Raw genomic sequence first — 15,890 nt, forward strand, 5'->3', positions numbered from 1 at the left:
AAAAATTAAAAATAATAGCTTTTTAAAATTTACTGCACCCCAAGCAGTTCTACTTCAAAATATAAAGTGGCATCAGGAGGTATTAGACCGTTGCCAGCTCCTCTGCTTCCATAGCCCAAAGACGCAGGAATCTTTAATATTGCTTTAGTTCCAATTTTTATTTTGGCTATTCCCTCGTCCCAGCCTTTGATAACCTGTTGCTGTCCAAGCAAGAAGGAGAAGGGCTGTCCTCTATCTACGGAGCTGTCAAACTTTTGCCCATTTTCTAAAAAGCCTGTATAATGTACCAGCACTCTTTTGCCTATCTCGGGTAAGTTGCCTGTGCCTTCTTTTAAAATCTTGATGCCTAAACCTGTTTCTGTAAATGTAAAACCTAATTTACGCTCTGCGTCTGCCCAACCTTTGAGTGCTTCTTGAATAAAAAGTATTTCTACGGCAGTGGGTTTGAGTACTTTGTCTATGGCTAAACTTGCTAAGTACTTTAAATCTTTTTCGCTTGCAAGATTGACTTTTATTGTTTTGCCAGCACGTTGGATGTAAAAAAATGTAGCTTTGTCGATGAACTGGGCGCATTGGTTGGGGAACATAGGGTTAGTGTAGCAGTAATCTATTTTTGCATTGGCTACTTTGGCACAGTTATCACATTGCCCAACTGCGATATAGCTAAGAATCATTCCTAAAAACAAAGTAAAAATATATTTCATAATGTAATTTTTTATAGTTTAAAAATCAGATACTTCTTATTTACTCAAAAATTTCATTTACACGAATACCAAAATCTTCAATGACATTAGGAGCAGTACATAGGTCATCGTCGGTACAAATCTGCACGTTTTTAGGAGAAGTATAGACATAGACTTTTTTCACCTCTGGGGAAATAAACCATACTACCTTGATGCCGCCATGGAAGTATTCTTCTAATTTCCTATCCATTTCCAAAGAGGAATTGCTCTCAGAGAGCAGTTCTATAACAAAAGCAGGTGCTTCACTAAATGCTTTCCTTTCGCGAATTTGTGCCTTTGTAAGGTAAACCGCATCAGGACGGCGATAGGTGCTTACCGAAGCTAATAGAATATCAGCCTCGGGCATGATTCTGTTCCCCTGAGCATAGCTTGAGGTAAGGTTAAACTTAGTCAATATGTTATCTATGATAAATCTTTCTTCTGCTTTCATTTTTTTTCTCTTTTCTATTTTGCCATTATTCCACTCGTACTTAAAGCCATTGGGTTTAAATTCCATTTGAAGGAATTTTTCCAAACTTACTTTTCGTACTTTTTGGATTTTAGGCTGGAAAAAAGCAAACATCTTCGATTTTTCTTGTACTTCTGCCATAGATAAAACTTTGTTTTGCTATGTAAATTTAATAAAAATTTACGAGTTTATCTTTATTTTTTTACCTCTTCGCTCTTTTTATCCTTCATTTTTACCACTTTATCCCCATCTTTGAGCAACTTAGAAATGGCAAGGAAAGGACCCGACACTACCTCATCGCCTTCTTTAAGACCTGATAAAATCTCTATATTATCAAAATCGCTAATGCCTGTTTTTACCTCTACAAGTTTTACTGTGCCGTTATTATGCACAAATACGACTTCTTTGGGCTGCTCTTTAGATTTAGGTTTGTCTGATTCAACATTATTTGTATTTGTAGTTTGGCTTTCATTTTCCGCCTTGCCTAAATCCATGCCTGTGCGTGTAGTAACTGCGGCAAGAGGCACGGTAATAATACCACTTTTGCGTTCTGTAATAATTTCTACGTTAGCAGTCATTCCGGGACGGAAAGGGTATCTTCTTGCAGGCGTAATTAATTCTTTGTAGGACTCGCTAAGCATAAGAATCCTTACTTCAAACTCTGTAATAGCATCAGTCGATGCACCTACTTCTTGCTTAGCACTGTTGCCTATTAGGGTAACGATGCCTTTAAATTTTTTATCAGGGTAAGCATCTACTTCTACAATAGCAGTATCGCCTGTGCTTACTCTCACTATGTCGTTTTCATTGACATCTACTCTTACTTCCATACGGCTAAGGTCGGCAATTCTCATCATTTCTGTTCCTGCCATTTGTGCTGTTCCTACTACTCTTTCGCCTTTTTCTATGTTTAGCTTAGAGATAGTACCTCCCATAGGGGCGTAGATGCTGGTAAAACTTAGATTTTCACTTGCTTCTTTTACAGAGGCTTCTGCACCTTGTACGCCAAAACGTGCCGCTTCTATATTTTTAGTAGCCGCATCTAAGTCTGCTTTTGCGGCGTTCAGGTTGGCAGTGGCTAAGTCCATTTCTGCTTTGGAAATGGCTTTTTGCTCAAAAAGTTTTTCTTGTCGGTCATAGTCTGCTTTGGCTCGCACGTATTGGGCTTTGGACTGCTCAAAGCGTGCTTTTACCTGCTCCAATTGGGCGCGCTGGCTATTGAGGTTGGCACTGCTTCGGTCTAAGGCAGATTTCAAAAAGTCTGGCTTAATTTTAGCCAATAATTCTCCTATTCTTACCGAATCCCCTTCTCCTATCAGAAGTTCTATGACCTCACCTGATACTTGGGGAGAGATTTTTATCTCTGTAACAGGTTGTATTTTTCCAGACGCACTTACTTTTTCTACAATTTCTGCTTTTTGTACCTTGCTCAAAAGTACTTCTGTAGGTTTTTCGCCTCCTACCCAACCTGCCTTTCTTGCAATAACTGCAAAAACAATTAAGGCTAATAATACACCGCCTACGATGTAAAGCGTTTTATTACTTTTCTTTTTTTTCACTATTTTACGAGTTTCTAAACCAATGGTTTGTTGATTCTCAGCCATGATTTTTGGTATTTGGTGTTAAAATGCAAAAGTATAAAACTTCTTGAAAAGTTTTATACTTTTATGTAATTCAATTATTAGGTTAGAATTTTAGTTCTCTGCCTGCATAGAAGTCCAAAATTTTCATTCTAAAAACAAATTCGTACTTAGACCTGATTAAGTCCGACTGAGCAATGTTTAAGTTATTTCTTGCTATGGCAAAGTCAAAAGAGTTTCCTGCCCCTACTAAAAATCTTTGCTCTTGGACTTTGAAAGTTTCTGTTAGTGCATTTACTCTTACTTTATTAGAGGCATAAGTCCTACTTGCCGCTTTGGCATCGTTATAGGCTTGTTCTATGGTTTGACGTACTTGATTTCGGATATTTAAAGCCTGTAACTTATTGCGTTCTAACTGAATTTTGGCGTTGGCAATGCCATTTCTTACTTGCCAACGGTTAAAAATGGGAATATTTAGATTGATACCAATAGTTTGGCGTAAATTTTCATCTACTTGGCTTCCCCAAGGATTGCGCTCTATATTGACAGTCCTATCTTGGACAAAAGTAGAAACCGTTTTTGTAAAGTCATCTGTCAGAAAACCAATGACTTGGGTAGTAGTGCCTCTATCAATAACACTTCTTATCACCCCTTGGCTGGAGTAACCAGAAAGTACTTGGGCGTTGGCAGTAATAGAAGGATAGGCGTTCCCTTTGGCAAGGTCCACCCCGAGTTCAGCAACCTTGATATTTAGGTCTGCACTTTTGATATTGGGCTGACTTGTTTCCGCAACTTCCCAGATGCTTTGTACGGTTTGTACTAATCCTGACTCGTCAGGCTCGGGAATCTCAGGTATGACTACTTCAAAAGGCTGTTCTAAAGGAATTTGGAGTAGTTGCTTTAAGCGCAAATAGGCAAAAGCCAAGTTATTCTCGGCAGTGGTAATTTGCAGTTCGTTATTAGCTCTTTGAGAAAGCAAGTCGTATTTGGCGACTTCTGCGGCTGCGCCTGCTTCTATTTGCTTGAGGGTTCTATCTAACTGTTCTTGTGTGTTTTGTAACTGTAAACGTGCAACTTGGAGTAGTTCCTGATTAAATATAATTTGTATGTACGCATTGACTACATTTAGAAATATATCGTTTCGAGTCTGCTCGTAATCATACCGACTTGCCTCTAAAATAGACCTGTTTTGCTTAATAGCATTCATTTGGCGAAAGCCGTTGAATATAGTAACATTGGTACTCAAAAAGAAGTTGTTAGTACGCACAGGGTCATTGGTAAATAGGTTGGTAAAAGGGTCGATGTTACGACCAAATTGCCAGCCTTGTCCACCACCTAAGTTTAAGTTAGGGAGTAGTTGCATTTGTGATTGGAGCAGATTGGCTTGATTAGCTTCTTGCGGTAATCCTGCTATTTTCAATTGAACGTTATTCCCTGAGGCATAATCCAAGCACTTTTGCAAGTCCCATTTTTGCTGAGCCAATAGTGGAGAAATTCCCCAAATGAAAATAAAAAAAGTGGCAAGAAAAGTAGTTTTTCTCATGCCTAATGTTTTGAAAGACAAATTATTATACATAGTAGATAAAGTTATTCTTTGTTTCTCTATAAAAAAATTTAATTTATACATTTTTAAGTTAAACTGTTGATTTATGACATTTTTGCTGTTCCTGCCAATATAGATGCAATTAAAGACAAAAAGTTGTTTAGAATAGTAAATAAGTTTTGAAAATGCTAAAAACTTAGCTATACAGGCTTTGAATTTTGAAAATAGCCAAAGCTAATCCCCCAATCTGATACCTTACGCATAGCTTTGGCAGAATTATTAAACATTATATATATCTATAATAGCATCAAAAAAAGACCTATAAATTTAAAAAAAATATATATTTGAGGTTTTTAAGTTAAAAAAATAACAAAAAAATTGAAAAATATTTGAATTTTTAAAAATCAAGGTTTAAATTTGTTCTATCATTAGCGAGATACAAAATAGTTATAAATAGTTAAGCTAAATTGATTTGGTTTGCAATAGATGAGTTAAAGCCGCCTGACTTTGCTGGGCGGTTTTCTTTTTCTATCTCTCTACCCTATACAACTTACTTAAATTCTGCCTGTACCTACGTTTTTTATTTATTAACTTATTTTAATGTTTTCAACTTTTATACCATTTGTGTAAGTAATTGTTTGTCAGTATTTTATTTTTTATAGCTAAGATAAGTTGTCCGAAAATGTACACGGATTTATCACTTTCGTACATATAGAAATGATAAGATTTAATCTTAATAAGGGTAAAAATTTGCTTGTACGGTACAGAAATTGCTTTTTATGTTTTAAAAAGTTACTTTTTAAAAATAATTTTTTTAATTTGCATTTACTTTTTAATAAATTAGTTATAAAATCAAAAACATACACTGTTTCAGTAAATTAAAGACCAACAAATTTTGTTTTGTATCAAATAAATTAAAATTATACGCTTCTATGAAAAATATGCAGAAAATATGCTTGCTCTTCGCAGTTTTTTTAGGCTCTCTTGGCTTAGCGGTTGCTCAGGAAAGAGATGAGTTTGGCTACAATATTAATTCCTTACGTCCTATTCACGAGCATGACCAACTCTGGAAAAGAACTGTATGGGTGCGCATGGATTGCAGAGAAAAGCAAAATAAGCCTTTCTTTGCAAGAAATAATGAGATTACTAAAGTAATTATCGAAGCCGTGGATGCTGGTATCCTTAGACCCTTCGAGAACGATTCTTTGATTAATCGTATGAGTTATGAGAACTTTGTAGAGAACTTAACTATTCCCGGATCTGATGAGGGGCTTACCGAAGAAGAAAAAGCTATGGGTTTTGGAGCAGATGATACGGGCTGGGGGGATTCAGGTTGGGGAGATGATACTGGCGGTGCTGAAAGTGAAAGTACTGAATCTACTGTAGCAGCAAGCAATAGATATTTCCCGCATCAACTCAATATTTTAGAAATTAGAATAGATTTGATTTTTGATAAAAAGCGTTCAAGGTGGTACAGAGATATTCAAGCGATTACTTTGATTCTTCCTGCGGAAGCAAATACAGCGAAAGGCATAGACCAATCTATTGCTTCTTTTTCTTATAAAGAATTAGTAGAAAATGTGTTCAAAGACAATGATAGTGCTATTTGGTACAATGACGCTAACAACCCGCGTGAGCATCGTAACTTATCAGAAGCCTTTGATTTGACCTTGTATGCCGCACACATGATTAAGTACTCTAACCCTGATGATGCAATGATTCAAGATATTTATGGAGCGGACAAATCAGCGATTGTGGCTTCTATGCAGTTAGAGCATCAATTAGTAGATTTCGAAACAGAATTTTGGGAATATTAAAATATAATTAAAAGAAAAGACCAAACTCACGAGTTTGGTCTTTTCTTTTGGTAAATGATTTTACGCTACTTGAATTATTCTCTTACTTTTGTCTAAAAACCTGAGAGTTAGTAAAATCGCCGCAACAGTTAGAGCAATAAACAAGCTAATCCAGATACCTACCGCTCCTATATCTAACACAAATCCAAGTACATAACCTAAGGGAATTCCTATACCCCAATAGGCAAAAAGAGTAATAAAAGTAGGAATTTTTACATCTGTAATTCCTCTTAATGCGCCCATACAAGCTACTTGTAAGCCATCAGAAAGTTGGAACAGTGCCGCTACGATTAGCAAAATGCTTGCAATCTTTTGTACTTCTACTTCTTTGACATAGAGCATAGGAATAACGTTGTGAAAAATAGAAATAATAAGTACACAACTCGCCATAAAAACAAGATTGATGAGCATACCTGCTTTGCCCGCCATGCGGAGTTCTCCTACATTTTTTAGTCCTAATTGATTAGCAGTACGCACCGCAGTAGCTGAACTGATGCCCATAGCTACTAAGAAAGTGGTAGAAGCTACGTTAAGAGCAATCTGATGGGCTGCTAATTCATCTGCTCCTATCCAACCCATCATTACATTGGACATAGCAAAGGCACTTGTTTCAAAAAGCATAGAAAGTCCAATAGGTACACCTAACTTAATGAGGTATTTAAAATCTTTGAAAGCAAAAACTTTCCACTCAAAACCTTCTCTGTACTTGGCAAAATGCGAGGAGCTTACAAATAAAATGACTAAGGCAATACAGCCCAGCATACGAGCGAGGATAGTGGCTATACCTGCTCCAAGCAACCCTAAGGCAGGAAAACCAAAATTACCAAAAATAAAAGTGTAGTTCAGCAAAATGTTAAGTCCTGCTTCTCCAAATTCTATGTACATGGGTTCTTTGGTATGAGAGATGCCGTGCATAAATTGTTTGATTGACTGAAAGATAAGCACAAAAAACGCAGAACCTCCCAATATTTGGAGGTAAGGACGCGCCAAAGTAGCTACTTCGAGTTGTTGTCCTAAACTATCTAAGAAAAAGGAAATGGCAACAATGAATAAAAAGATAAAAAAGCCTATGCTACTATACAAAACTATGCCATGTTTAAAATATCGCTGACAAGTCTTGATGTCGCCTGTGGCAGAAGATGCCGCTACAGGCGGAGTAAGCCCTAAGGTAATGCCTATGCCTACAATAAAAATACTCCAGAAAATAGCATTTGCTAAAGCAGATGCTGCCAGAGATTGGCTATCAAAGTTGCCAACCATGGTATTGTCAGCTAAGCTAATCAAAATTTGAGAAAGCTGTCCTGCAATGATAGGAAGTGCTAAATGAATAGTTTGTCTGTAATGCGAAAAATACGCTTGGGTAAACATTTTGAGTAATTAAAGGTGTATAAATACTACGGCTTTGCAAAGGCTTTCGGATATTGGAGTATCAGATAATTCAATGTAGCTTTGATATTGGACCTCAATAGCTCGTTTGCAGGAGTAATCAGTTGGGCATACTGCTCTTGACTCAAGCCGTGATTGCTGTCCTCAAAACTACTCATATTTCCTACTGCATTGAAAATCATTTGATTACTTACTAAATCTACTTTTGCTTCTAAAAAATTAGAAGACGAGGTAGCCCACATGTACCCCTTATTCTGAGCATGAGGAACGATGATAGTGCGTTGTAGGCTGTCCTCCTTGATTTTTACTTCCCCACTCATTACCAAGTTGGATTCGTTATTGACTACAGCAAAAACTTGTAGGCGATATTTTTCACTGTTCTTATAACGCATTGCCTTGTAAAAATAATAGATATTTTTGCGTTGTATGCCGTTAGAAAACCAGTATTTGCTATCACTTGTCAAGTCAAAATAGTACTTTTTGCCCTCTGCCCCTAACCAAGTTTCTGTATCGATGTAGTACTTCATGTTTTCTATCTCTTCGGCAAAAGGGTTTTCTCCAAAGACATCTTGCAAAACTTTTACCCTTAGCAGACCTAAAAGCATATTTTTCTTACCTGCGGCAAAACCTTGTTTGATTCTTAGCGAGTTGTAGTAGGCTTTTCCTTCTTCTATGCTTTTAAATTTGCGTTCTGTGATATTTTTACGCTCTGCAATAGTATTATTGTCGTCGGGAATGTTGCTTGCTGTTGGTTTATCCCCAATACCTGAGGCAGAAAGTCCTGCTACCTGAGCCAATTCCTCTCTCTCTTCCGAAGATGCTTGATTAAAGGCAAGTTTAAACTTACTTGCTAATTCTGCATCTTCGGGCTTGAGCATTTTGGCACGAGCAAAATCTAAGGAAGCCTCGCCGTACTGCTCTAAACTCAAGTAAAGCTCGGCACGTTCTAAAAAGTAGTCTGCTTGCTTGTCGTCTAAGATGATAGCACTACTCAAGTCGCTGATAGCTTGCTCTTTGTTATTCTTTGCTTTGTGGATTAAGGCTCTTTGGTAGTAGAAATCAGCATTTCTTGTCATTATTTTAAGGGCTTCGTCTAAGTCAGCCAAGGCTTCGCTGTGCAGGCTCATAGCAGCGTAAGAAAGGCTGCGATAGTAGCGAGCCATGATGTGAGAAGGATTTTTTGATAGCACTTTACCCATTTGTGTAATGGCTTCTTTGTAGTTTTGGGATAGGTATGCTTTTCTCCCTGCTTCGTATTCTTTGGTTTGGGCTTGTGCAAAAAAAGAAAATAATAACAATGAGAAAAATAGAGCGATGATGTTCTTTGTGAGCTTCATAGAGTTATACTGTTTAGGTTTTCAGGGTAAATAAAATTGGAAAAGAGTAATTCATCTATCAAATTTGATAAAAATAATGCCAATTTCTCTAAAAGAAAAGCCTATAAATTTTTTAAAAATAAAAACTTACGAAAGTTAGCCAAGAATAGCACGCTCTCGTAAGCTATGAAAAATTTATTGATTTATAATACCTAATCAAAACTACATGGCACCTACTTTGGCAATGAGTTCGGCAGTACGAGTAGAATATCCCATTTCATTGTCGTACCAGCCTACTACTTTTGCCATAGTCCCGTTGGCAGTAGTCAATTTAGCGTCAAAAATACAAGAATGTGGATTGCCTACAATGTCGATAGAAACGATTTCATCCTCTGTATATTCCAAAATCCCTTTCAGAGAAGTTTCTGCTGCCTTTTTTACTGCTTCATTAATCTGTGCAGGTGTAGCCTCTGTTTTCAAAATTACAGTCAAGTCGGTCAAAGAACCGTCAGGAATAGGTACGCGCATAGCAGAACCGTCCAATTTACCTTTTAAGTGAGGTAGTACCAAACCTACTGCTTTTGCTGCACCAGTAGAAGTAGGTACGATAGAGTAAGCCGCCGCTCTGGCTCTGCGAAGGTCTTTGTGAGGACCGTCTTGTAGGTTTTGGTCTTGGGTGTAGGCGTGAATAGTTGTAATATATCCTTTTTCTATGCCAAAAGCATCGTCCAAAGCCTTTGCCATAGGAGCAAGGCAGTTGGTAGTACAAGAGGCATTGGAAATAATAGTATCGTTGGCTGTAATGGCATTGTCATTTACACCTAATACTACAGTTTTGATATTGTCGCCTTTGGCAGGAGCGGAGATAATTACTTTTCTTGCCCCAGCAGTCAAGTGCTTTCCTGCTCCCTCGCTATCTACAAATCTACCAGTGGACTCTAATACTACGTCAATCTTATGATCTGCCCAAGGCAATTTGGCGGGGTCTTTTTCTGCTAACACTTTGATTTTTTGACCATTCACTACCAAGTTATCTCCTTCTACGCTTACTGTACCATTAAATTTTTTATGAACAGAATCATACTTCAGTAAGTGTGCCAGAGTAGGAGCATCAGTCAAGTCGTTCACTGCGACTACCTCAATATTAGGATTGTTGATTAATGCTCTGAATGTCAAGCGACCTATGCGACCAAAACCATTAATCGCTACTTTAATTTTTGCCATCTTTTTGAGAGTTATAAGTTATAAGTTCACGAACTATGTATGTAATTAATAACTTTTGAATTAGTAATTAAACAACATTTTTCATTCACAAAATTAAAAATCATAGCTGATTTGCAAAGCAAATGGTGTTTTCTTTTTGCTATTTTTTTGTAATTATCTCCATTCATCAGTTTGTAAGAATAAAAAAAGACTGCCCTAATTTCAGACAGTCTTTTTTCTATGTTACTTTTTCTTATGCCTCCTTAGCTTCTGTATTGGCATTTTTATCTTTCAATTTTTCTTTGATAGGCGCAGTTACTGATTCAGTAAATTTCTGAATTTTACTTTTGCTGAGTTCTATTTGTTCTTCTAAATCCTTTTTCAACTCGGCTTTTAGCTCAGAAGTTCTCTTCGCCAACTCTTTTCTTAGCTCGGCGGATTTCTCCTCAAACTCATGCTTCAAATCTCCTGCTTTTTTACTTATTCTTTCTCTGGTAACTTCTCCTTTGTCTGGGGCAAATAAAATCCCTGCTAAAGCACCGAGAGATAAACCTGCTAATAAAAACAACAATTCTGACCTTTTCATAATAAATATATTTTAAGGGTTAAAAAATTCAACTAACTCTCTGCACAAAGCTAATAAATAATCTTATCTTATGAAAAGATACCCTATAATAATTTAAACTTTTTAACTTCCTGAATACAAAGTGGTAACACTATTAGCAGGCAAGATAAAGGCTTCATTGTTTCTAATTGTGCTTATTTCTTTACAATTATCGCTTTCAGAAGTCCTGAATTGCTTGAACTGAGCAGGTAAATTGTTGCCTTTTATTCTCATCGTTTTGTCGGTAGTTCCTTTATTAACCAAAACAACAGTTGTTACACCATTATTTTCAAAGGCTAAAGGAAGTATATCATTATCAGGGCTTTCTGCTTCTACTCTTACTGCATTAGGTCTAATGTAGCGATAAAAGTTTTTAGAAGCGTAATAGGTTTTGCCCTTTTCTCCACTTGCAGTCATCAGACAATACTCGTCCAGTTTTCCTGAACTTAATGTCCAAAACACCCATGCTTCTATATTGCCAAAGCGAAGTGCAGTGTACATGCCTACAGCCAACTTCATTGCTCCACTTATGTTGGGCTGGAAACCAGAAGTTTCTGTCATCCAAAGAGGGATTTTATAAGGCGCACCCCAGTTATACATTCTTTGCCAAGTTTGGGCATCTAAAGAGGCAGCCGTAATACCGTCAAAAGCATAGCCGTGTACTGCTATTATGTCCACGTATTGGCGTGCTTCTGGGTCGTTGATAATCGGTAGAACCAAACTTTGAATACCATCAAACCAGCCTACATCTTCGGGAACAAATAGCTTGACATCGAGTTTTTCTTCTCTAAAACGCTTCCCTACTACTTTGAGCAAATCGCGAAGTGCCGCTCCATTGTAAACGCAAGAACCATAGAACTGGGAAAAACGAGGTTCATTTTGGATACTGAATGCGTACACATCTAAGTCTGCGTGCATCTTGAGCAATCTAATATAAGCTACACAGGCTTCTGCAAACTCCTCATAGTTTTCTACTTTGAGCTGATTGGTTTGGCTGTTAGGGTTGGTGGTGTAGGGTGGAGCGGAGGTTTGGTCTCTGGTGCCGTTGCCAAAGTGGTTATTCCACTTCATCCATGAAGGAGGTGTCCATACAGAAACTATCAACTTATTGATGCCTGCCGCTTTCATAGCCTTATAATGAGGTAGCCTTTCATTGAAAGTGGCATGACCTTCATTGACTTTTTTGTCTAAATTGAGTTTAGAAAAATCAATGACTTTAGGGTTGTTATTGTCATTTTCTATCTCAATGTCTGGGACGAAATTTTCTCGCAAGATAGTGATACCTAAGTCATTCATAACATCATTTACAAATCGTGGACTTGTATAAGGTCCGCCTGACCAATAGACATCTTGCGCTCCAAAACCTCCAAAACCTTCTATCTTTTGAAATTTTTTAGTGTAGTCAAGGGCTACTTCTCCTATTTTTGTACTGATACCAATACGAGCCTCTACAGGTTGGGCTTTATTATCACTGACGAATACTTTGATTACTAAATCTTGATTATCCGCAAAGGAAAAAACCTCTCTATCATTGCCTTTTCTTTTTGTTCCTTCGCCAAAATCCCACTCGTAAGTCAATACATCTAAGTCCGCATCTAAGGCAGTTACTGAGAACTCATAAGTAAAAGGGTTAATTTTCAGTAATTTAGCTTGTAGCTTTACGCCTTCAGGTGGACGGTTGGGCGTAGTTTTCTTTTGACAAGCCACTAATTGGGCAAGCAAAGCCAACAAAAATAAAATAATGCTGTTTCTTTTCATAAATTTACTACATAGTTTTATATGTCAAGAAAGAGAAAATACCTTTTTTTAATCAAAAATTAACCAAAATTTTCAAAGTACCTTTTCTTAGATACTTAGGAGGCAGTTTTACATTTACAAGATGAAACTGTATTTTTGCATCTTAATTTTTGAAAAATGATAGGCAAGGACATAGATTTGGCTATTAAACTATTGAAAGAGGGGCAGTTAGTAGGTATCCCCACCGAAACTGTATATGGTCTGGCAGGAAATGCGCTTGACGAAAACGCAGTTACTCAAATTTTTAAAGTAAAAAATCGCCCTACTTTTGACCCATTGATTGTACATACCAATACTATTGAGAAAGTACATGATTTTGTGTTGGGCATGCCAGAGAAAGCCCATATTTTGGCAAAACATTTTTGGGCAGGCGCATTGACCTTACTTTTACCCAAAAAAAATATCATTCCCGATTTAGTAACCAGTGGCTCACCTTTGGTAGCTATCCGAATCCCTAACCATGCTTTGACCTTAGAAGTATTAAGTAGGTTAGATTTCCCACTCGCCGCTCCAAGTGCTAATCCCTTTGGATACATCAGCCCAACTACTGCACAGCACGTAGAAGCACAGTTAGGCGGTAAAATTTCCTATATTTTGGACGGAGGTAGCTGTCAGTTAGGGTTAGAATCTACTATCGTAGGCTTTGAGCAGGAGCAGGCAATCGTATATAGAAAAGGAGGCATCAGTATAGAAGCCATAGAGAAAGTCATAGGGAAAGTAGAAGTCAAAGCCCATTCTTCTTCTAATCCGCAAGCACCTGGAATGCTTAAAAGCCACTATGCGCCTCGTATTCCTCTGATTTTGGGAGAAATAGGTAAACTTATTCCAGAGTATGCAGAGGAAAAAATAGGCATTTTATCTTTTAAAAAATATTTTGACGGAATACCTACCAATCAACAGTTTATTCTTTCAGAAAAGGGAGATTTTGGAGAAGCAGCAAAAAATCTATTTGCAGCGATGCGTACCCTTGACCAGATGGACATTGAGGTTATTTTGGCAGACCTGCTACCTGAACAGGACTTGGGCAGAGCCATTAACGACAGGCTCAGGAGAGCGGCGGCTAAAAGTTAGATGAGGCTATGAGGATTATTTAAGAATTGGGAACTACTCATAAAAATTGGGAACTAATTAGGAGATTTATCAGCGTTCTAAATATTTTCATTAATTTTGGGCTTTCATTTTTGAATACATACTAACATGGAAATTCCAGATTTTACTATTCGCACAGGAAAACAGCAAAGTTTTGTCCAAGAATTAGCCCATCTTTGTCAGCAATATGCTTCAGAAGAGGACTTTGATTTTGAGGCTTATACAGACGAGCAGGACGAGGCTTCGCTTGTTATCAGTAATTTTTATATCCATACTGACAGGGAGAGTGCGTTCAACAAAGACTTAAAAAACCTCATCAATCAATTTGCCGTACCCTCTGACCAGCCTGTAGAGTTTGAGGAAATAGAAGCAAAAGACTTTTTTGAAATTTACGAGTTTTACATTCGTACCGATAAACAGCAGGCGTTTATAGAAAAGTTAGAGCAACTTTGTGATAACTTTGCATATGAATATGATTTTGAGGAATATATAGATGAGGAAGACGAGCTAATTTTGTACCTTGAGGATTTCTTCATTGCTACTGAAAAGCCACTTGAATTTGTTAATTCATTAGAAAACTTGTGCAAGGAATTTGCCCTTGACGATGAGTTTGGCTTCGGCTTTGATGCAGAAGAGGAGAAGTAAAACTACGTACTTGTATCCTCTATCAAGAAATAGTACAAATCTTGCTCGAAGTCCACACTTTGATTTTTATTCAACTTTAACTTGATTTTTTGCCAGTCTTTTTGGGGCTTGAGAGAGGGTAGTTTCTCTTTACTATCACTGATTTTTAGTCTAATAGGTAACTCAAAATTAGGCTCTTGGGCTTCTAACTTATAGTGCAGCTCAAGTCTTTTACCCTTTTGCCTTTTGTAAATTTTCAAAATAGGTGGCTTGGCATATTTCAAATATTGGTTGAGAATAGGTCTGTACTGCTTACCTAATTTGGCACAGAAAAAGTCAATTACCTGTTCTGAGTTTACAATAGACAGTTTGAACGTTTGGTGAAAATCGTACAAGGTCTTGAACCAAAGGGCATCATTGGCAAGTAAACTCCTGAGAGTGTGCAACATCCATGCCCCTTTGTAGTACATATCCGAACCTCTCCAATACCTATAATTAACACCTAAAGGAGCAAGTACAGGGTCTAAGTTTTGGATTTTGTCTTTGAATTTTTTTAAGTAGGCTACGTATTGGTCGTAACTTCCTGTCAGGCATTCTACAAAAAGAGCATCGGAGTAGGTGGTAAATCCTTCGTGAATCCACATTTCTGCATGGTCGCCTACGCTGATGCTGTTGCCGAAGTATTCATGTCCACTTTCATGAACTATGATAAAATCAAAGCCTAACTCATTGTTGATGTAGTTGTTGCCATAGGCGATTGCCCCTTGGTGTTCCATGCCCCAAAAAGGAGTTTCTACTAAGGCATAGCCGTCTTTCCAGAAAGGATACTTGCCAAATTTTTCCTCATAGCAAGCCAACATTTTCTTTACCTGCTGAAAATGTGTTTTTGCTTTTTCTAAGTTATATGCCAAAACATAGTAGTCCAAGGCTAATTTTTCTTTGTCTTTGCTTTCGTAAGTATCTTGAAAATGAGCCAATTTGCCTACAACAAAAGTGATATTATAATTGTTGATTGGGTAGCTGACCTTCCACTCGTAGCTATCATAAAGATTATTGACTGCTTTTTGACTGATTAGATTGCCATTAGCTACACACATCAGCCCTTTGGGAACTTCAAAGTAAAGTCTTATGCTATCAGGCTCATCAGAGAGATGGTCTTTGTTAGGAAACCAAACGCTTGCACCTAAACCCTCACAACTCACTGCTATCCAGTCATTTCCTTCTTTGTCTTTTGTCCAAGTAAGTCCACCTTCCCAAGGCGGTCTTCGGGCTATTTGTGGCTTGCCTTGATAGTAAACTTTGATGCTATTAGTAGAGCCTTGCTTTTGTTTTTCAGGAAAATAAACAAAAGTGGCATTTCCTTCTCTTTTGAATTTCAATAGATTAGAGCCTTGTAAGATGCGGTCAATCTGCAAGTTTTCAAACAAGTCTATCTGCAATACTTGAAAGTCTTGTGATGCTTTGTAGTGAATTTCATTATAACCCTTGATAGTTTGACTTTCAGGGTGAATTTTTAGGTTCAAGTCATAAAAAGTTACATCGTAGCAGGCTCTCTCAGGAAATAGCGTACCTCGCAAGGAATCCTGATGAGTAAAGGATAAAGGGTTTTCTTGGGCAAATAAGGATTGACTAAGAAAAGAAAATACTGCAAAAAGTAGATAGTAACGCATGTGTATTGAGATTATTAATCTATAAATGCTA

General features: G+C 37.4%; 13 protein-coding genes. 3 read left to right on the forward strand and 10 right to left on the reverse strand.

The genetic code is table 11. The features are described from left to right. Positions 1-29 precede the first annotated feature (29 nt). From BM141_RS09060 to BM141_RS09075, 4 genes are all read right to left on the reverse strand, one after another. On the reverse strand, positions 30-704 hold the full coding sequence (locus tag BM141_RS09060) for an FKBP-type peptidyl-prolyl cis-trans isomerase (protein WP_221407655.1): 675 nt from the start codon (positions 702-704) through the stop codon (positions 30-32). A 40-nt stretch (positions 705-744) separates the two neighbouring features. Continuing rightward, positions 745-1,332 (reverse strand): Uma2 family endonuclease, encoded by a 588-nt coding sequence (locus BM141_RS09065; RefSeq protein ID WP_091544249.1) that lies wholly within the window; start codon positions 1,330-1,332, stop codon positions 745-747. A 53-nt stretch (positions 1,333-1,385) separates the two neighbouring features. Then, positions 1,386-2,795 (reverse strand): efflux RND transporter periplasmic adaptor subunit, encoded by a 1,410-nt coding sequence (locus tag BM141_RS09070; protein WP_245764029.1) that lies wholly within the window; start codon positions 2,793-2,795, stop codon positions 1,386-1,388. Positions 2,796-2,877: 82 nt separating this feature from the next. Beyond that, positions 2,878-4,314, reverse strand: coding sequence for a TolC family protein (locus BM141_RS09075; protein WP_221407656.1), 1,437 nt, complete (start codon positions 4,312-4,314; stop codon positions 2,878-2,880). 932 nt (positions 4,315-5,246) lie between these two features. Here BM141_RS09075 and porN point away from each other — a divergent pair. Further along, on the forward strand, positions 5,247-6,131 hold the full coding sequence (gene porN / locus BM141_RS09080; protein WP_091544254.1) for a type IX secretion system ring subunit PorN/GldN: 885 nt from the start codon (positions 5,247-5,249) through the stop codon (positions 6,129-6,131). A 60-nt stretch (positions 6,132-6,191) separates the two neighbouring features. Here the strand turns inward: porN and BM141_RS09085 are convergent, their stop codons facing one another. From BM141_RS09085 to BM141_RS09105, 5 genes are all read right to left on the reverse strand, one after another. Continuing rightward, positions 6,192-7,538, reverse strand: coding sequence for an MATE family efflux transporter (locus BM141_RS09085; RefSeq protein ID WP_091544257.1), 1,347 nt, complete (start codon positions 7,536-7,538; stop codon positions 6,192-6,194). Positions 7,539-7,564: 26 nt separating this feature from the next. Continuing rightward, positions 7,565-8,893 carry a tetratricopeptide repeat protein gene (locus BM141_RS09090; protein ID WP_143090864.1) on the reverse strand — a complete coding sequence of 443 codons (1,329 nt, stop codon included), beginning with the start codon at positions 8,891-8,893 and terminating at the stop codon, positions 7,565-7,567. A 201-nt stretch (positions 8,894-9,094) separates the two neighbouring features. Next, positions 9,095-10,096 (reverse strand): type I glyceraldehyde-3-phosphate dehydrogenase, encoded by a 1,002-nt coding sequence (gene gap, locus BM141_RS09095; RefSeq protein ID WP_091544262.1) that lies wholly within the window; start codon positions 10,094-10,096, stop codon positions 9,095-9,097. 232 nt (positions 10,097-10,328) lie between these two features. Beyond that, positions 10,329-10,661 carry a YtxH domain-containing protein gene (locus tag BM141_RS09100; protein ID WP_091544264.1) on the reverse strand — a complete coding sequence of 111 codons (333 nt, stop codon included), beginning with the start codon at positions 10,659-10,661 and terminating at the stop codon, positions 10,329-10,331. Positions 10,662-10,763: 102 nt separating this feature from the next. Beyond that, positions 10,764-12,437, reverse strand: a complete 1,674-nt coding sequence (locus BM141_RS09105; RefSeq protein ID WP_091544266.1) for a glycoside hydrolase — start codon at positions 12,435-12,437, stop codon at positions 10,764-10,766. Between the two features lie 156 nt (positions 12,438-12,593). Between BM141_RS09105 and BM141_RS09110 the strand changes: the two genes are divergently transcribed. Both BM141_RS09110 and BM141_RS09115 read left to right on the forward strand, forming a co-directional pair. Next, positions 12,594-13,547, forward strand: coding sequence for an L-threonylcarbamoyladenylate synthase (locus tag BM141_RS09110; RefSeq protein WP_091544269.1), 954 nt, complete (start codon positions 12,594-12,596; stop codon positions 13,545-13,547). Positions 13,548-13,673: 126 nt separating this feature from the next. Next, positions 13,674-14,210 carry a hypothetical protein gene (locus BM141_RS09115; RefSeq protein WP_091544270.1) on the forward strand — a complete coding sequence of 179 codons (537 nt, stop codon included), beginning with the start codon at positions 13,674-13,676 and terminating at the stop codon, positions 14,208-14,210. 2 nt (positions 14,211-14,212) lie between these two features. On the opposite strand, the gene BM141_RS09120 is transcribed toward BM141_RS09115, so the two are convergent. Further along, positions 14,213-15,859, reverse strand: a complete 1,647-nt coding sequence (locus BM141_RS09120; protein ID WP_091544273.1) for a M1 family metallopeptidase — start codon at positions 15,857-15,859, stop codon at positions 14,213-14,215. Positions 15,860-15,890 lie beyond the last annotated feature (31 nt).

This window comes from Thermoflexibacter ruber, assembly GCF_900113045.1.
GTDB lineage: Bacteria > Bacteroidota > Bacteroidia > Cytophagales > Thermoflexibacteraceae > Thermoflexibacter > Thermoflexibacter ruber.

Excerpts from the sequence above, each read along its gene's own strand:
- BM141_RS09060 (WP_221407655.1), bottom strand. The coding sequence starts at position 704 with ATGAAATATATTTTTACTTTGTTTTTAGGAATGATTCTTAGCTATATC.
- BM141_RS09065 (WP_091544249.1), bottom strand. The coding sequence starts at position 1,332 with ATGGCAGAAGTACAAGAAAAATCGAAGATGTTTGCTTTTTTCCAGCCT.
- BM141_RS09070 (WP_245764029.1), bottom strand. The coding sequence starts at position 2,795 with ATGGCTGAGAATCAACAAACCATTGGTTTAGAAACTCGTAAAATAGTG.
- BM141_RS09075 (WP_221407656.1), bottom strand. The coding sequence starts at position 4,314 with ATGAGAAAAACTACTTTTCTTGCCACTTTTTTTATTTTCATTTGGGGA.
- porN (WP_091544254.1), top strand. The coding sequence starts at position 5,247 with ATGAAAAATATGCAGAAAATATGCTTGCTCTTCGCAGTTTTTTTAGGC.
- BM141_RS09085 (WP_091544257.1), bottom strand. The coding sequence starts at position 7,538 with ATGTTTACCCAAGCGTATTTTTCGCATTACAGACAAACTATTCATTTA.
- BM141_RS09090 (WP_143090864.1), bottom strand. The coding sequence starts at position 8,893 with ATGAAGCTCACAAAGAACATCATCGCTCTATTTTTCTCATTGTTATTA.
- gap (WP_091544262.1), bottom strand. The coding sequence starts at position 10,096 with ATGGCAAAAATTAAAGTAGCGATTAATGGTTTTGGTCGCATAGGTCGC.
- BM141_RS09100 (WP_091544264.1), bottom strand. The coding sequence starts at position 10,661 with ATGAAAAGGTCAGAATTGTTGTTTTTATTAGCAGGTTTATCTCTCGGT.
- BM141_RS09105 (WP_091544266.1), bottom strand. The coding sequence starts at position 12,437 with ATGAAAAGAAACAGCATTATTTTATTTTTGTTGGCTTTGCTTGCCCAA.
- BM141_RS09110 (WP_091544269.1), top strand. The coding sequence starts at position 12,594 with ATGATAGGCAAGGACATAGATTTGGCTATTAAACTATTGAAAGAGGGG.
- BM141_RS09115 (WP_091544270.1), top strand. The coding sequence starts at position 13,674 with ATGGAAATTCCAGATTTTACTATTCGCACAGGAAAACAGCAAAGTTTT.
- BM141_RS09120 (WP_091544273.1), bottom strand. The coding sequence starts at position 15,859 with ATGCGTTACTATCTACTTTTTGCAGTATTTTCTTTTCTTAGTCAATCC.